This window comes from Saccharopolyspora endophytica, assembly GCF_018070075.1.
Lineage (GTDB): Bacteria > Actinomycetota > Actinomycetes > Mycobacteriales > Pseudonocardiaceae > Saccharopolyspora > Saccharopolyspora endophytica.
Genome location: NZ_JAGPXE010000017.1, coordinates 13,207 through 29,259, shown reverse-complemented (window position 1 = coordinate 29,259; position 16,053 = coordinate 13,207). Strand labels below are relative to the sequence as shown.

The window sequence follows — 16,053 nt, the reverse complement described above, 5'->3', positions numbered from 1 at the left end:
ATGTGAACTTCGATCTGCCCTTGGAGCACATCCGGACGCTGCTCGCCGTGGTCGACAGCGGCACGCTGGACGCCGCTGCCGCCGCGCTGCACGTGACGCCGTCGGCGGTCAGCCAGCGGCTCAAAGCCCTGGAGCAGCGCACCGGGCGCGTCCTGGTGATCCGCAGCAAGCCGGTGCAGCTCACCGATTCAGGCCAGGTCGTGGTGCGCTTCGCCCGACAGCTGGCGCGGATGGAGGGCGACGTGGCCGCCGAGCTCGGCATGTCGGGCAGCGGCGCGCCGAACACGCTGCCGATCGCGGTCAACGCCGACTCGCTGAGCACCTGGTTCGTGCCGGCCCTGGCGCGGGTTCGCGAGGACCTGGGGATCTGCTTCGAGCTGCACCGCGCCGACGAGTCGCACACCACGACGCTGCTGCGGGAAGGCCGGGTGATGGCGGCGGTGACCTCGACCCCGGACCCCGTTCAGGGCTGCTCGGTGCGCCGGCTCGGGCACATGCGCTACCTGGCGTGCGTGGCTCCGGGGCGGAAGGGGGAGCGGTCGCTCGCGCAGGTCCTCGACGAGGTCCCGGTGCTGATCTTCGACAGCCACGACGACCTGCAGGACGCCTTCGCCCGCTCGATCACCGGAGGTCGGGGCGCCGGTGGTCCCCGGCACTTCGTCCCCTCCTCGGAGGGGTTCGTCGAGGCCATCGTGGTGGGCCTCGGCTGGGGGATGGTTCCGCGGGTGCAGGCCGACCCGCTGCTGAGGTCCGGTGCGCTGGTCGACATCGCACCGGACCGCGGCGTGGACGTTCCGCTGTACTGGCAGCAGTGGAAGCTCGACTCGCCCGCGCTGGCCGCCGTGGCGGACGCGGTGCAGGCCAGCGCCGCGACCGACCTGGACTAGGAGCTGTTCAGCACCTAGGTCCTGTTGAGGAATGCGGCGGAGCCGCTGTTTCAGGTGCGGGAGTCAGCTCGCGCCGCCGCGGGTTCTGAGGTGGTTCTCCTGTGAGGACGTGTCGACGTGGTGTATTGGCCGGCGCGCCCGGAGCAGGAGGAACTCCTCAGGTTCCGCTACCCGCACCGCCACGCAAAGTGATTCCTAAACAGCCCTTAGGCCGGGTCGGCGAAGTTCGGAGTGCGCTTCTCCAGGTTCGCCGAGATCGCCTCCAGCTGGTTCGGCGTCCCGATCAGCGAGTGGATCGCGACCTGCTCGGCCTCGAAGCCCTCGTCGAGCGGGATGCGCCCGGCCAGGTCGAGCAGCCGCTTGGACTCGCGGATGGCCTGCGGGCTCTTGCCCGCGATCTCGCGCGCCAGCGCCAAGGCCGCCGCGTGCGGGTCCTCCTCCACGCGGGTGGCCAGCCGCAGCGCGACGGCCTCCTCGCCGCTGACCACGCGGCCGGTGAACGTCAGCTCCTTGGCGACGTCGCGGCCCACCAGCTCCGGCAGCACCTGGGTGCCGGTCATGTCGGGGTTGATGCCCCACTTGATCTCCAGCACCGACAGCCGCGCGTCCGGGGCGACCAGCCGGATGTCGGCGCCCAGCGCGATCTGCAACCCGCCGCCGTAGGAGACGCCGTGCACCGCGGCGATCACCGGCTGCGGCATCAGCGTCCAGATGTGCACGGCCTGCTGCGCGAGGGCCTTGGCCGGGCCGTCGGTCTCCAGGCGCGGCGGGCGAGCGCCCTCGGCCATCTCACCGAAGACGCTGAAGTCCAGCCCTGCGCAGAACCCGCGCCCCTCGCCGGAGAGCACGACCGCGCGCACGCTGGAATCCGCGCGCAGCCGTTCGCCTGTGGCGACGAGTTCCTCGAACATCGCTTGGTCGATGGCGTTGAGCTTGTCGGGGCGGTTCAACCGCACGTCGGCCACTCCATCGGTGACGGTGCAGCTGATCCGCTCTGCTGTCGACACGGGCTCTTCCTCCAGGCAGGGTTGTGAAAACCGCGCGCTGCAGGGCGAAACCGTGCACGGCGGAACTTAGCGAACGTTAAGGGCCGCGCGTGCGCGCAGTCAAGATCGGGCCTCGGCCGCGTTCTTGTGCTCGTCGCCTCACTGTGCCTAGCGTCACCGACGAGTTCGCCGACCCCGGATGAGGTGGGATCTATGGCTGGGCCGATTCGGATCGCAGGCTTCTCGGGATACTTGGGAGACAGGCGCAGCGCGCTCGACGAGGCGATGGCGGGAGACCCGGTCGACGTCCTCATCGGTGACTACCTCGCCGAGTTCACCCTCGCGATGCTCGCCGCCCGGCACCGCAACGACCCGTCGCGCGGGTACGTCGAGTACTTCCTGACGCAGCTGGAACCGCACGTTCCCGCCATCGCCGAGCGCGGCACGCGGGTGGTCGTCAACGCGGGAGGGTTCAACCCGGCGGGGCTGGCCGAGGCGGTCCGGCGGCTGGTCGCCGAAGCCGGAGCGGACCTGCGGGTCGCTCACGTGGAGGGCGACAACGTGCTGCCGAGGCTGGACGAGCTGCAGGCCGAGGGGCACGGCCTGGCCAGCGTGGACACCGGCGAACCTCTGTCGAGCTGGCGAGGGCGACCGGTGGCGGCCAACGCCTACCTCGGCGGCTGGGGCATCGCCACGGCGTTGCGCGCCGGAGCCGACGTCGTGGTGTGCGGGCGGGTCACCGACGCCTCCCTGACCGTCGGCCCCGCCGCCTGGTGGCACGAGTGGGAGCCCACCGACTTCGACCGGCTCGCCGCGGCCGTCGTCGCCGGGCACATCATCGAGTGCGGGCCGCACACGACCGGCGGCAACTTCTCCGGCTTCACCGAGATCCCCGGCCTGGTCGCACCCGGCTTCCCGATCGCCGAGATCGACTCCGACGGGACGACCGTCATCACCAAGCACTCCGGGCACGGCGGAGCGGTCACAGTGGACACCGTGACCGCGCAGCTGGTCTACGAGATCCAGGGCCCGCGCTACCTCAACCCGGACGTCACCGCGCACCTGGACACCGTGCGGCTCAGCGAGATCGGGCCGGACCGGGTTCAGCTGTCGGGCGCCACCGGCTCGCCGCCACCGCCGACGACCAAGGTGGCGCTGTTCGCGCCGATCGGTCACCAGATCGTCACCACCCTCTACGCCACCGGTCTCGACATCGAGGAGAAGGTGGCGCTGATCCGCGCGCAGGCCGAGGCGCTGCTGGACGACGCCGAGGCCGAGCTCGACGTCTCGGCGATCGGTGTCGCAGCCGAGGATCCGCAGCGGCAGTGGCACGCCACCGTGCAGGTGAGGATCATGGCCACCGCGGCGGAACGCGAACCGCTGCAACGACTGGTCGCCGGCGTGGGTCAGCTGTACCTGTCGAGCATCCCGGGCTTCTTCACCGACACCGCTGCACGGCAGGCGGCGACGCCGAGCACGCGCATCGACTACTGGCCCGCGCTGCTGGACGTCGGTGCGGTCGGGCACGTCGTGGTCCTCGACGACGGTTCCCGCATCGAGATCGAACCGTGCGCGGCCGTCGAAAAGCCCTCCCAGCCAGAGCATCCCGCGCCGCCGCCGTGGGAACCGCGTTCGACTCGGCGTGCGCCGCTGGGACGCGTCGCGCACGCCAGGGCAGGCGACAAGGGCGGCAACAGCAACGTGGGCCTGTGGGTGTCGAACCCGGACGCCTGGCCGTGGCTGCGAAGCCTGCTCACCTCCGACGAGCTGCGCCGGCTGATGCCGGAGGCCGCGGGGCTGGAGATCGTGCGGCACGAGTTCCCGAACCTGCGCGCCGTCCACTTCGTGCTGCGCGGACTGCTGGGCACCGGCGGTTCCAGCAACCTCCGGGTCGACCCGATCGGCAAGGCGGTGGGGGAGTTCCTGCGCGCTCGGCTGGTGGACGTGCCGGAGGAACTCCTCTAGATCTCGCCGTCGGGGCCGTGCGGTAATATGCGTATGCCGCACGCAGTAGGGGATTGCGACGCGATGGGGTCGGGGCGGTTCGGCGGCATCGGCTGGGGGTGATGCCGCCGAACCGGACTCGCGAATCTCCGAACACGCCGTGCAGAACACGGGTTGCTCACCCGTTCGGCGTAACCTCTACGCGCGACGAGGACGCCGACGTCGAGCACGAGGATGGACAGCGATGACCGATCGACACGTCCAACCCAGTGGCGCTCAACTGCTCTGGGGCGACAGGAGCCGCCCACCGCGCGGACCGAAACCGACGATGAGCCTGCCGCGCATCGTCGAGGCGGCCGTCCGGCTCGCCGATTCCGAAGGCCTGGAAGCGCTGTCGATGCAACGGCTCGCCGGAGAGCTCGGCGTCGGCACCATGTCGCTCTACCGCTACGTGCCGAGCAAGGACGAGCTGACCAGCCTGATGCTCGACACGGCCATCGGCGCTCCCCCCGACATCGGCAAGCGGACCGGCTGGCGCAGCGCGATGGCGACCTGGGCCCGCGCCAACGTCAGCGTCTTCGAACGCCACCCGTGGGCGTTGGCGCTGGTGACCCGGCCCCGGGTGATGGGACCGAACGAGGTCGGTTTCCTGGAAGCGGGGCTGGCGGCGCTGCGCGGTACCGGGCTCGGACCGGCCGACATGCTCAACATCGTGCTGCTGGTCAACGGTTTCGTGCGGGGCAGCGCCCCCTTCGTGGCGGACCGGGGTTCCGACGAACCGCAGATGATCAGCGCGGCGATGCTGGCCGAGTTCGGTCAGCAGGAGGCCTTCCCGACGGTCTGCGAGGTCATGGACGCGGTGGCGCAACGCCGCCCGCGCAAGGCCGACGTCCCGTTCGAGTACGGACTGCGCCGCGTCCTCGACGGCATCGCCGCCCGCATCGAATCGCTCTAGTACCGCGACGACGTCAGCGCGCCGAGGGGATCGCGGCGCCGAAGGTGGCGGGCAGGGGGAGCGCCGGCCTGTTGCGGTGCGCGTCCATGATCGAGATCGCGGTGGCCGTCTCGCCCTTGCGCAGCGCGTCGATCAGCATGCGCTGCTCGCGCACCAGGCGTCGCCGAGCGCCCTGGTCGTAGAAGTGGACCGAGCGGTACGGCTCGGTCATGGTCCATATTCGCTCGATCTCGTCGACGATGAGGTCGAGACGGGAGCTCCGGAAGATCACGAAGTGGAAGTCGTGGTCGAGCTCGGTCATCCGCAGCACGTCAGTGGCCTCCGCGGCGGCCTCGATGTTCCGGTTGAGCTCGCGCAGGTCGACCAGCTGCGCATCGCTGAACTGCGGAACCCGGCGCAGCACCGTGGACTCCAGCGCTGCGCGCATCAGGTAGGACTGCTGCAGCTCGTCGGAGGACAGCCGGGTCACCGCGTAGCCCACGTTCGGCTGGTGGCGCACGACGCCTTCGGCCTCCAGCGACTTGAGGGCCTCCCGGATCGGAACCCGGCTCATCCCCAGCCGTTCGGCCAGCGCTTCCTGCCGCAGGGGCTGTCCCGGGAGCAGTTCCTGACTGCGCAGCATCCGCCGGATCTGATCGACGGCACGCCCCACCGAGGTTCCCGCCATTGCACACGCTCCGCGCTCGACTGGATCGGTGCCGGGATAGTAACGCACCGTGTTCGGAGTCTTACGCGGAGATGTGGTCTTCGTCAGTCGATGCGTGCCCGGTGCGCGGCGGCTATCGTGCGTTTCGTATGTCCCACTCCTCACCACCGGGCGGAGACGCCGCGCCGAACCCCTGGCAGCCGCTCTTCGAACAGGCTGCGGCAGCCATGGCGATCATCGACTTGCAGGGCAAGTACCTGCACGTCAACGATGCGTTCTGCACGATGCTGGGTTACCGCCCCGAGGAGCTGGTCGGTCGCGACTACCGCAGCGTGACGCATCCCGATGACGTCGACGACGAGGGGCCGATCGAGTCGGACGTGCCGCTGGAGAAGCGCTACATCCGCTCCGACGGGACCGTGATCTGGGTGCTGGTCTCGCGCTCGTTCATCCGGGACGCCTTCGGCGCCCCCGTCTACTTCCTCTCGCAGAGCCAGGAGATCACCAGCCGCCGCGAGGCCGAGCTGCTGTGGCAGCGCAGCTTCGCCAACGCCCCGATCGGCATGGCGCTGCTGGACCTCAAGGGGCACTGGACCGAGGTCAACGACACGCTGTGCGACATGCTCGGCTACACCCGAGATGAGCTGCTCGGCAAGCACTTCAGCGAGGTCACCTTCGAGGACGACGACGACCGCGGCCGTGCTGCGCTGGAGGACCTCGTCAACGGCGCGGTGGAGAGCGTCAACATCGAGAAGCGCTACCGGCGCAAGGACGGCCACGCGATCTGGATGCTGATCCGCGCCACCGCCGTTCCCGGGGCCAGCGGGAAGCCGGCCTTCGTGGTCAGCCAGTACGACGACATCGGCGAGCGCCGCCTCGCCGACGCACGCCTGGCGCAGCTGGCGCTGCACGACCCGCTCACCGGGCTGGCCAACCGCACGATGCTGGCCGATCTGATGGACCTGGGGCTCAGGAGGATCGCCCGGGGAGACGGGATGCTCGCCGTCATCGTGGCCGATCTCGACGAGCTCAAACCGCTCAACGACCAGTACGGCCACCTGGTGGGGGACAAGGTGATCATCGCCGCCGCCCACGAGCTGCAGGAGGCGGTTCCCGGAGGCGACGCGGTCGCGCGCCTGGGCGGCGACGAGTTCGTCGTGGTGGGTCTGGTCGAGAGCGCAGCCGAAGCAGCCGCGCTGCGCGACCGCATCGAGCAGCGCCTCAACAGGGAGGTGACGGTGAGCGGAACGACCCTGCGGCTGCGCACCAGCGTCGGACTCGCCATCACCACCGACCCGCACGCCACCCGGGACGAGTTGGTGCACGCCGCGGACCAGGACATGTACGAGCGCAAGCGCCGCCGGGGCGCGGCCCGCGACTAGGGAGCGGCGAGCTCGTCGAGAGCGGGTTCGATCGCCCGGTGGAACGTGGGGTAGGCGAAGATCATCTCGCTGAGCCGGGAGATCGGGACCTCGGCGTGCACCGCGACGGCCAGCGCGCCGATGATCTCACCGCCGGACGGGCCGACGGCCGTGGCGCCGACCAGCACACCGCGATCGCCGTCGGCGACCAGCTTCACCAGTCCCTCGTTGCCGACCTTGTGGATGAAGCCCCTGGTCGATTCGGGCAGCCGGGAGATCGCGGTGCGCACCCGGTCGAGCTCGGCGACGGCTCGGGTCTCGGTCAGCCCGACGGTGGCGACCTCCGGATCGGTGAACGTCACCGACGGCATCGCGCGGTAGTCGGCGGGAGTGACCTGCTCGCCGAGGATGTCGGCCGCCGCGATCCGCGACTGGTAGACCGAGGTGTGGGTGAACGCGCCGTGCCCGGTCACGTCGCCGACCGCCCAGACGCCGTCGGTGGCGCGCATCCGGCCGTCGACGGAGATCGTGCGGGCGGTGTCGTCGAGGCCCACGGCCGCCACGCCGAGCGCGGCCAGGTCCGTGCGCCTGCCGGTGGCGACCAGCAGGTGATCGGCCTCGAACTGCTCGCCCTCGGTGGAGATCTGGAAGCGCCCGTCGTGGGACACCCGCTGCACGGCGCTCCCGACCCGGACGCGCACCCCCTCGGCCAGCAGGCGGTCGGTGATGACCTCGGCGGCCTCCGGCTCGGACAGCGGGAGCAGTTGCGGCTGCGCCTCGATGACCGTGACCTCGCTGCCGAACCGGGCGAAGACCTGCGCGAACTCCAGCCCCACCGGGCCGCCGCCCAGCACGACGAGCGACTCCGGGACCTTCTCGATCGACACGACCTCGCGGTTGGTCCAGAACGGAGTGCCCGCCAAGCCCTCGATCGGGGGGACGGACGGTTCGGTTCCGGGGTTGAGCACGATGGCGCGCCGGGCCCGCAGCACCTGCTCGCCGACCGTCACCTCGCCGGGAGCGGTGATCCGCCCGACCCCGCGCACCAGCCGGCCGCCGGTGCCCTCGAACCGGCGGACCGCGATCTCGTCGTTCCAGCCGGTCGTGGCCTCGTCGCGGATGCGAGCGGCCACCGGGGACCAGTCCGGCCGGACGGTCGACGACCCGGCCAGCTCATCCACGCGGCGCGCTTCGGCCAGCGCGTCAGCCGCGCGCACCATGATCTTGGTCGGGATGCACGCGTAGTACGGGCACTCGCCGCCCACCAGGCGCGACTCGACACCGACCACCGACAACCCGGCGCGTCCGAGCCGGGCGGCCACGTCCTCGCCACCCGGCCCCATGCCGATCACCACAACATCGACCTCGTCGGCCACCTGGCCCACCCCGCTCTCGTCTCGCCCCCAGCGCACCACTGCAGGCGCGGGAACGCTAGCCGAGCGCCGTGCGCAGCACCGCGTAGACCTCGCGCATCGCCTCGGCCGCGACCGGTATCGCCTCGGCGTCGGGGGCGAAGCCGTGGAAGAGTCCGGGGCAGTGCTGGGTCGAGGTCGGCACACCGGCTTCCTTGAGGCGCTCGGCGAAGCGCCTGCCCTCGCTGCACAGCGGGTCCATGCCCGCGGTGAGCACGTGCGCGGGCGGCAGGCCGGTGAGGTCGTCGGCGCGCAGCGGCGAGGCGTGCGGGTGGTCGCGGACCTCCAGGTCGGGGGCGTACTCGTCCCAGAACCACATCATGTGCTGCTTGGTCAGCAGGCAGTCCGGCCCGCTGTCCACGTAGGACGGCGTGGTGAAGTCGTGGTCGGTGACCGGGTAGATCAGCAGCTGGAAGGCCAGGTCCGGGGTGCCGCGCTCCTGGGACTGCAGGCAGGTCACCGCCGCGAGGTTGCCGCCTGCGCTGTCGCCAGCCACGGCCAGCCGGGAGGCGTCGGCGCCGAGCTCCTCGGCGTGGGCGGCGGCCCACACCGTCGCGGAGTAGGCGTCTTCGACGGCGGCGGGGTAGCGGTGCTCGGGCGCGAGCCGGTAGTCCACCGAGATCACGATCGCGCCGACCTCGTTGGCCAGCGAGCGCGCCAGGCCGTCGTGGGACTCCAGGTCGCCGAAGACCCAGCCGCCGCCGTGGAAGTACACCAGCAGCGGCAGCCCGGTCCTGGTGCTCGGCCAGTAGATCCGCACCGGGATCTCCACGCCGTAGGAGCCCGGGATCAGCCGGTCCTCGACGCGCTCGACCTCCGGTCGCGGCCGGTCATCGCCTCTGGCCGCCGAGAGCCTGCGGGCCGTCGCGGCGTCGGTCACCTCGCCGCCGAGGTCGGGGAACAGCTGCTTCGCCTGTGCGACGAAGGGTTCGGCTTCCGGGTGCAGCGGCATGGTGTCCTCCACGGGCAGGCTCGACCGGACTTGTAGTCCGGCTTGAGATGTAATCCGACCCGGCCCCGGGTGGGCATCGGCCAGTTGAGCGATCGTTTTCCCGCATCATGGGAAGCGGTCATGGTGTGGCAGATCACAAATTTGTCGATGAACAGCCCGTAGCGTCCGTTCACCTCCCGGTTGCACCATCGATACAGGTACTCCTGCCTGCGCGGGGATCTGGAACTGGATCGTTCCGCGCAGAGGATCGCGCACGGTGGTCGTCAAGATCGACTCCGTGATCGCGGCCACTCCCGGACCTGTATCGTTCGCCACAGGACGAACGTTGCCTGCAATTGAAGGGGAACGGATCAATTGGGTGCGACGAACGGACACCGGACGAACGGGACCCGCAAGCTCAACCGGGTCGTGATTCGCTTCGCCGGTGACTCCGGTGACGGCATGCAGCTGACCGGCGACCGGTTCACCTCGGAGGCCGCGGCCTTCGGGAACGACCTGGCCACGCTGCCGAACTTCCCGGCCGAGATCCGGGCCCCCGCAGGCACGCTCCCGGGCGTGTCGAGCTTCCAGCTCCACTTCGCCGACTACGACATCCTCACGCCCGGCGACCGGCCCGACGTGCTGGTGGCGATGAACCCGGCGGCGCTGAAGTCCAACCTCGGCGATCTTCCGCATGGTGGGATCCTGATCGTCAACACCGACGAGTTCACCAAGCGCAACCTCACCAAGGTCGGCTACGAGGGCGACCCGCTGGAGGGCGAGGTCCTCGACGAGCTGTACGCCGTGCACCGCGTGGCGATGGGGACGTTGACCCAGGGCGCGCTGGCGGACACCGGCCTGGGCAAGAAGGACGCCGAGCGCTGCAAGAACATGTTCGCGCTGGGTCTGCTGTCGTGGATGTACCACCGGCCGACCGAGGGCACCGAGCGGTTCCTGCGCGAGAAGTTCGCCAAGAAGCCCGACATCGCCGAGGCCAACGTGCTGGCCTTCCGCGCGGGCTGGAACTACGGCGAGACGACCGAGTCGTTCGCGGTGACCTACGAGGTCGCTCCGGCCAAGCTGCCGGAGGGCACCTACCGGCAGATCACCGGCAACACCGCCCTGGCCTACGGGATCGTGGCGGCGGGTCAGCGCAGCGAGCTGCCGGTGTTCCTGGGCACCTACCCGATCACCCCGGCCTCGGACGTGCTGCACGAGCTGGCCAAGCACAAGAACTTCGGCGTCACCACCTTCCAGGCCGAGGACGAGATCGCCGGTGTCGGCGCCGCTCTGGGCGCCTCCTTCGGCGGTTCGCTGGGTGTGACGACCACGTCGGGTCCGGGTCTGGCGCTGAAGTCGGAGACCATCGGTCTGGCGGTCGCGCTGGAACTGCCGCTGCTGGTGTGCGACATCCAGCGAGGCGGCCCGTCGACGGGTCTGCCGACCAAGACCGAGCAGGCCGACCTGCTGCAGGCGCTCTACGGGCGCAACGGCGAGTCCCCGGTGCCGGTGCTGGCTCCGTGCTCGCCCGCGGACTGCTTCGAGATCGCGCTGGACGCGGTGCGCATCGCGCTGGAGTACCGGACGCCGGTGCTGCTGCTGTCCGACGGAGCGATCGCCAACGGCTCCGAGCCGTGGCTGATCCCGGACGTGACGTCGCTGCCGGACCTGAGCGTGGAGTTCGCCACCGAGCCCAACGCCACCGACGGTTCCGGTGAGTTCTGGCCCTACGTCCGCGACGAGGAGACCCTCGCCCGCGACTGGGCGGTTCCGGGCACGCCGGGGCTGGAGCACCGGGTCGGCGGTCTGGAGAAGGCCGACGGCAAGGGCAACATCTCCTACGACCCGGACAACCACGACCACATGGTCCGGCTGCGGCAGCGCAAGATCGACGGCGTGAAGGTCCCCGACCTCACCGTCGACGACCCGAGCGGCGAAGCCCGGGTGCTGGTGCTGGGCTGGGGATCGTCGTTCGGCCCGATCGGCGCGGCGTGCCGCCGGGTGCGGGCGCAGGGCTTGCAGGTCGCGCAGGCGCACCTGCGGTACCTCAACCCGATGCCGGCCAACCTCGGCGAGGTGCTGCGCGGCTACGACAGGGTGATCGTGCCGGAGATGAACCTCGGCCAGCTGGCGATGCTGCTGCGCGCCCGCTACCTCGTCGACGTGCAGTCCTACACCAAGGTCGCCGGTCTGCCCTTCCAGGCCGAAGAACTGCAGAACGTGCTCACCGATGTCTTGCAGGGGGTGTCCGCGTGACCGCCACCGAGCTGGGAATGCCGTCGCTCGGCGGGCTGGCCGGGGTGCCGGCCGCCGATGCGCCGCAGAAGGCCAAGGACTTCAAGTCCGACCAGGAGGTCCGCTGGTGCCCGGGGTGCGGCGACTACGTCGTGCTCAACGCGGTGCAGAGCTTCCTGCCGTCGTTGGGGCTCAAGCGCGAGAACATCGTGTTCGTCTCGGGCATCGGCTGCTCCAGCCGGTTCCCGTACTACATGAACACCTACGGGATGCACTCCATCCACGGACGTGCCCCGGCCATCGCGACGGGTCTGGCGACCTCGCGGCCGGACCTGTCGGTGTGGGTGGTCACCGGTGACGGCGACGCGCTGTCCATCGGCGGCAACCACCTGATCCACGCGTTGCGCCGCAACGTGAACCTGAAGATCCTGCTGTTCAACAACCGGATCTACGGGCTCACCAAGGGCCAGTACTCGCCGACCAGCGAGGTCGGCAAGGTCACCAAGTCGACCCCGGCCGGTTCGCTGGACTACCCGTTCAACCCGGTGTCGCTGGCCCTGGGCGCGGAGGCGTCGTTCGTGGCGCGGGTGATCGACTCCGATCGCGCGAGCGTCACCGAGACGCTCAAGGCCGCCGCCGAGCACCGGGGCAGCGCGCTGGTGGAGATCTACCAGAACTGCCCGATCTTCAACGACGGCGCCTTCGACGTCCTCAAGGACAACGAGGAGAAGGAGCGTCGGATCGTCTCGCTGGCCCACGGCGAGCCGATCGTGTTCGGACCGGAGGACGAGCGCTACGGCGTCGTGCAGGGCCCCGACGGGCTCCGCGTCGCCAAGCTGTCCGAAGTGGACGCCGCCGACGTCGTGGTGCACGACGCCGAGCGCGAGGACCCCTCGCTGGCCTTCGCCCTGTCCCGCCTCGGCGGCCAGGACCTCAGCCCGGCGATCACCGGCGTCTTCCGCAACACCGTCCGCCCCACCTACGACGACCTCGCCCGCGAGCAGGTCGCTCAGGCGGCGGATTCCAAGCCCGCGGACCTGCAGAAGCTGCTCAACGGCAACGACACCTGGACCATCTGAGGCGAACCCGGTGACGTCGAAGAGCCCCACCGAGCGGTGGGGCTCTTCGCATGTCGAGTCCTCAGCGGGTCACAGGACCGCTTCGATGAGGTGCGGGCCCGATTCGGTGACGGCACGGCTCAGGGCGGTGCGGAGTTCCTCGCCGGTGGTGGCGCGGGTGGCGTCCACGCCGAATCCCCGGGCCAGCTGCAGCCAGTCGAGGGCCGGATCGGCGAGGCTGGTCATCGACGCCGCGGCGGCGCCGGGATCGTCGATGCCCGCGCGCCGGAGCTCCTCGTCGAGGATGCGGTAGCGCGAGTTGGAGCAGATCACCGTGGTGACGTCGAGCTTCTCGCGCGCTTGGGTCCACAGCGCCTGGACGGTGTAGGCGGCGCTGCCGTCGGCCTGCAGGTTGATCACCGCGCGGTCCGGGCAGGCGATCGCGGCACCGGTGGCCACCGGCATCCCCATGCCGATCGCACCGCCGGTCTGCGAGAGCTCGCAGTGCGCGGGCGCGGCGTCGGCGATCGCGGGATAGGCCGCCGAGGACGAGACGCCCTCGTTGACGATGATCGCGTTCTCCGGCTGGGTCAGCACGATCGCCGCCGCGATCGCGTCGGCGTCCAGCGCGCCCGTCGGAGCCGTCACCTCGGGACGCTTCGCCTTCGGGAGCTTCTCGGCCGCGCTGTCGGTCGCCTCGGCGAGCGCGGCCAGGGCGTGGAGGGCGTCGGCGTCGGCATCGGCCAGCTCGTGGACCTTCACGCCGTCGGGCAGCGGATGGCTGGGCTGGCCCTTGTAGCCGAAGAACGACACCGGCGTGCGGGCCCCGACGAGGATCAGATCGGAGAATCCCTCGAAGGTGGCGCTCATGGCCTCCGGGAAATAGGGCAACATCCGCACCGGAGGAATCCCCGGAGCGCGCTCCACGCGGGCGCTTCCGCGCTCGGCGAGCACCTCGCCACCGGCCTTCGCCGCGATGCGCACGGCGGTGCGGATGGCCTCGGGGTTCTCCAGCGCCTGTCCGCCCAGCAGCAGCACCGGGCGGCGCCCGGACGAGAGCACCTTGGCGATCTCGGCGACCCGCTGTTCGTCCACCTGCGGGCGGTCGGGCGCGGCGGGCACCTCGACCGGCATGGAGCCCTGGCCCCACATGTGGTCGGCCGCGGCGATGAGCGTCGCGGGCAGCCGGTCGCGCAGCGCCGCCAGGTACGCCGCGGCGAACTCGCTCGCCGCGGTCGACGCCGAGGTCGTCCGCCCCACCCAGCCCGACACCGGACGCGCCAACGACTCGATGTCGCTGTTGAGCGGGGCGTCGGCCGACTGGTGCCAGGACGCGTGCTCGCCGATCAGGTTGATGATCGGGGTGCGAGCGCGACGCGCGTTGTGCAGATTCGCGATGCCGTTGGCGAATCCCGGCCCGAGGTGCAGCAGCGTCAGCGCGGGCCTGCCGGTCATCCGGCCGTAACCGTCGGCCGCACCGGTCACCACGCCCTCGGACAGCCCCAGCACCGCGCGCACCCCGGATTCCTGGTCGAAGGCCTCGACCAGCGGGATCTCGGTGGTGCCGGGATTGGCGAAGCAGATGTCGACACCGGCGGCGGCTGCGGTGGCCAGCAGACCTTCGGAACCCTTCACGAGCACTCCTACGGCGCGTCGGAAACCCGGACCGATCTCATGCTCACCGCCCGGACGACGACCGGCAAGACGTCACTCGGGGTGCGCGAGCAGGTGCTGCAGCAGCAGCCGGGTCAGCGACTCGGGCGCCTCCTCGGGGATCCAGTGCGAGACCTCCTGCAGCATCTCGAACCGGTACGGGCCGGTGACGTGCTGCTCGGTGGCCAGCGCGGCGGTCGACCCGACGGCGACGTCCTCGGTGCTCCACACGAACAGGGTCGGCACGGTGATCGGGCCGATCTCCTCGTTGAACCGCGACGCCCGGTACCAGTTGAGCGCCCCGGTGAGCGCGCCCGGCTCGGTGAGCCGCTGCACGTAGTCGTCGACGTGGTGCTCGGGAACGCCGGGGTAGTAGATGCGGCGCAGCTTCGCGGCGTTGTCGGCCAGCAGCGTCTTCTCCGCCGTGGAGGAGCGCAGCGCCTGCATGTAGGCCGAGCGCTGCTGCTGGTCCTCGTCCTCGCGGACCGCCTGGGTGAAGGCGTCCAGGTGCGGGATCGACACCGCCGTGAGCGTGCGGATCCGGTCGGGGTGCTCGGCTGCGACCGACCAGGCCACCGCCGCGCCCCAGTCGTGCCCGACCAGGTCGAAGCGGTCCCAACCGAAGTGATCGGCGATGGCCAGCACGTCACCGACGAGCTCGTTCATGCGGTAGTCGGCGACCTGCCCCGGGCGCACGCCGGGGGAGTAGCCGCGCTGATCGGGTGCGACGGCGAAGCACTCGGCGCCGCCGAGGACGCCCAGCTGCTCGCTCCACTCGACCGCCGCTTCGGGGAATCCGTGCAGCAGCAGCACCGGACGCCCTTCCTCGGGGCCGGCGGTCAACGCGTCGAACTTGCCTGCCGGCGTGGGGATCTGGATGTATTCGGCCACGGGCACCACCCTAACGGTCATCGAGGGGTGGAGGTTCGCGCTGAAACCTCCACCCCCCGAACGTCACGCGGTCACCCGGCGAGGCGGTAGCCCCAGCTGCCGGTGTGGGTCTGCCCCGGCTGCAGGACGATCAATCCGTCACCGGTGACGAAAGCGTTGGGCGCCAACGTCATCGGTTCCACGGTCAACCCCGCCCGGCCCGGTCGGTCGGTGCTGGGATCGTCGTCGGTGTAGACCTGCAGGTACCGGTGGGTCTCGTCCACCCACAGCTCGACGTCGACGTCCGGTCGCCCGAAGCGCACGACCGCTTCACCGCCCGAGTGGTGCAGGCCGGTGAAGGCGGTGTCCATCGTGGTGTCGCCGATGGGCCGCGCGGTGCGGAAGTCGTAGTCGGTGCCCTCCACCTGCGCGGTGCCGGTCGGGATGAGCCGGTCGTTGACCACGTAGTAGGTGTCGGCCGGGATCTCCAGCGCGATGTCGTCGATCCGGCTGCCCGGAGCCGCCGCCAGGTAGGTGTGGTTGGCGGTGCCGAACGGCGCCGGGCCGCGCCCGACGTTGGTCGCCGACAGCGTGCTGGAGAAACCGCGGTCGTCCACCCGGTACTCGATGCGGAACGCCAGCTGGAACGGGTAGCCGTAGTCCGGCGGCAGGACGTGCTCGAGCACGACCGAATCGGCGCGGTGGTGCACCGGCGACCACTCCACGAAGCTCATCAGCCCGTGCAGCGCGGCGTCCCGCTCCGGTTCGGTGATCGCGACCTGCAGCTCCTGGCCCTCGAAGGTGTAGGCGCCGTGGTCGATCCGGTTGGCCCACGGCAGGATCGTCTTGCCCTGGTACCCCTCGCCGACGTCGTCGGGGTCGTGGGTCAGCAGCATCTCCTGGCCGTCGGCCTTCCAGGACAGCATCGAGGCGGCCACGCCGCCGACGACCACCCGATGCTTCCCGGCGCCGATCTCGTAGAGGTGCCCGCTGGCGGTCGGGGGACCGCCGGGCGCGGCCTGCGCGACCCCGGGCAGGGCCGCCATCGCACCGGCCGCCCCTGCGGCCCCCAGCAGCGCACCACGTCTGTTGATCTCCGTTGATCTCATCGGACT

At 70.7% G+C, this 16,053-nt stretch carries 13 protein-coding genes; 6 read left to right on the top strand and 7 right to left on the bottom strand.

Going from position 1 to position 16,053, the window contains the following annotated elements:
• Positions 1-2 precede the first annotated feature (2 nt).
• The gene (locus KBO27_RS29585) at positions 3-887 is read left to right on the top strand and encodes a LysR family transcriptional regulator ArgP (protein ID WP_210973144.1); all 885 of its coding nucleotides are present in this window, start codon (positions 3-5) and stop codon (positions 885-887) included.
• A 206-nt stretch (positions 888-1,093) separates the two neighbouring features.
• Here KBO27_RS29585 and KBO27_RS29580 read toward each other — a convergent pair whose 3' ends face one another.
• Entirely contained in the window at positions 1,094-1,894 is an 801-nt protein-coding gene (locus KBO27_RS29580) for a crotonase/enoyl-CoA hydratase family protein (RefSeq protein ID WP_235876856.1), read from the bottom strand.
• Between the two features lie 192 nt (positions 1,895-2,086).
• On the opposite strand from KBO27_RS29580, the gene KBO27_RS29575 reads away from it, so the two are divergent.
• Both KBO27_RS29575 and KBO27_RS29570 read left to right on the top strand, forming a co-directional pair.
• The gene (locus KBO27_RS29575) at positions 2,087-3,838 is read left to right on the top strand and encodes an acyclic terpene utilization AtuA family protein (RefSeq protein ID WP_210973143.1); all 1,752 of its coding nucleotides are present in this window, start codon (positions 2,087-2,089) and stop codon (positions 3,836-3,838) included.
• Positions 3,839-4,061: 223 nt separating this feature from the next.
• Entirely contained in the window at positions 4,062-4,772 is a 711-nt protein-coding gene (locus tag KBO27_RS29570; protein ID WP_210973142.1) for a TetR/AcrR family transcriptional regulator, read from the top strand.
• 13 nt (positions 4,773-4,785) lie between these two features.
• Here the strand turns inward: KBO27_RS29570 and KBO27_RS29565 are convergent, their stop codons facing one another.
• Complete coding sequence (locus KBO27_RS29565) at positions 4,786-5,439, bottom strand: GntR family transcriptional regulator (protein WP_210973141.1); 654 nt, start codon at positions 5,437-5,439, stop codon at positions 4,786-4,788.
• Positions 5,440-5,510: 71 nt separating this feature from the next.
• On the opposite strand from KBO27_RS29565, the gene KBO27_RS29560 reads away from it, so the two are divergent.
• Entirely contained in the window at positions 5,511-6,800 is a 1,290-nt protein-coding gene (locus KBO27_RS29560; RefSeq protein WP_307870693.1) for a PAS domain S-box protein, read from the top strand.
• Here KBO27_RS29560 and KBO27_RS29555 read toward each other — a convergent pair.
• Together KBO27_RS29555 and lipP1 are read right to left on the bottom strand one after the other, a co-directional pair.
• Entirely contained in the window at positions 6,797-8,155 is a 1,359-nt protein-coding gene (locus KBO27_RS29555) for a dihydrolipoyl dehydrogenase family protein (RefSeq protein WP_210973139.1), read from the bottom strand. The two genes, KBO27_RS29560 and KBO27_RS29555, sit on opposite strands and share 4 nt — an antisense overlap.
• A gap of 55 nt (positions 8,156-8,210) precedes the next feature.
• On the bottom strand, positions 8,211-9,143 hold the full coding sequence (lipP1, locus tag KBO27_RS29550) for a LipP1 family hormone-sensitive lipase (protein WP_210973138.1): 933 nt from the start codon (positions 9,141-9,143) through the stop codon (positions 8,211-8,213).
• Between the two features lie 354 nt (positions 9,144-9,497).
• Here lipP1 and KBO27_RS29545 point away from each other — a divergent pair, with 354 nt between their 5' ends.
• On the top strand, positions 9,498-11,378 hold the full coding sequence (locus tag KBO27_RS29545; RefSeq protein WP_210973137.1) for a 2-oxoacid:acceptor oxidoreductase subunit alpha: 1,881 nt from the start codon (positions 9,498-9,500) through the stop codon (positions 11,376-11,378).
• Positions 11,375-12,436 (top strand): 2-oxoacid:ferredoxin oxidoreductase subunit beta, encoded by a 1,062-nt coding sequence (locus KBO27_RS29540; RefSeq protein ID WP_210973136.1) that lies wholly within the window; start codon positions 11,375-11,377, stop codon positions 12,434-12,436. The genes KBO27_RS29545 and KBO27_RS29540 overlap by 4 nt, the downstream gene beginning before the upstream one ends.
• A 69-nt stretch (positions 12,437-12,505) precedes the next feature.
• Here KBO27_RS29540 and KBO27_RS29535 read toward each other — a convergent pair whose 3' ends face one another.
• The 3 genes from KBO27_RS29535 to KBO27_RS29525 all read right to left on the bottom strand — a co-directional run bounded on the left by KBO27_RS29535 (position 12,506) and on the right by KBO27_RS29525 (position 16,047).
• Positions 12,506-14,050 (bottom strand): acetolactate synthase large subunit, encoded by a 1,545-nt coding sequence (locus KBO27_RS29535; RefSeq protein WP_210973135.1) that lies wholly within the window; start codon positions 14,048-14,050, stop codon positions 12,506-12,508.
• 72 nt (positions 14,051-14,122) lie between these two features.
• On the bottom strand, positions 14,123-14,959 hold the full coding sequence (locus tag KBO27_RS29530; protein ID WP_210973134.1) for an alpha/beta fold hydrolase: 837 nt from the start codon (positions 14,957-14,959) through the stop codon (positions 14,123-14,125).
• Between the two features lie 71 nt (positions 14,960-15,030).
• Positions 15,031-16,047 carry an aldose 1-epimerase family protein gene (locus KBO27_RS29525; RefSeq protein WP_210973133.1) on the bottom strand — a complete coding sequence of 339 codons (1,017 nt, stop codon included), beginning with the start codon at positions 16,045-16,047 and terminating at the stop codon, positions 15,031-15,033.
• Positions 16,048-16,053 lie beyond the last annotated feature (6 nt).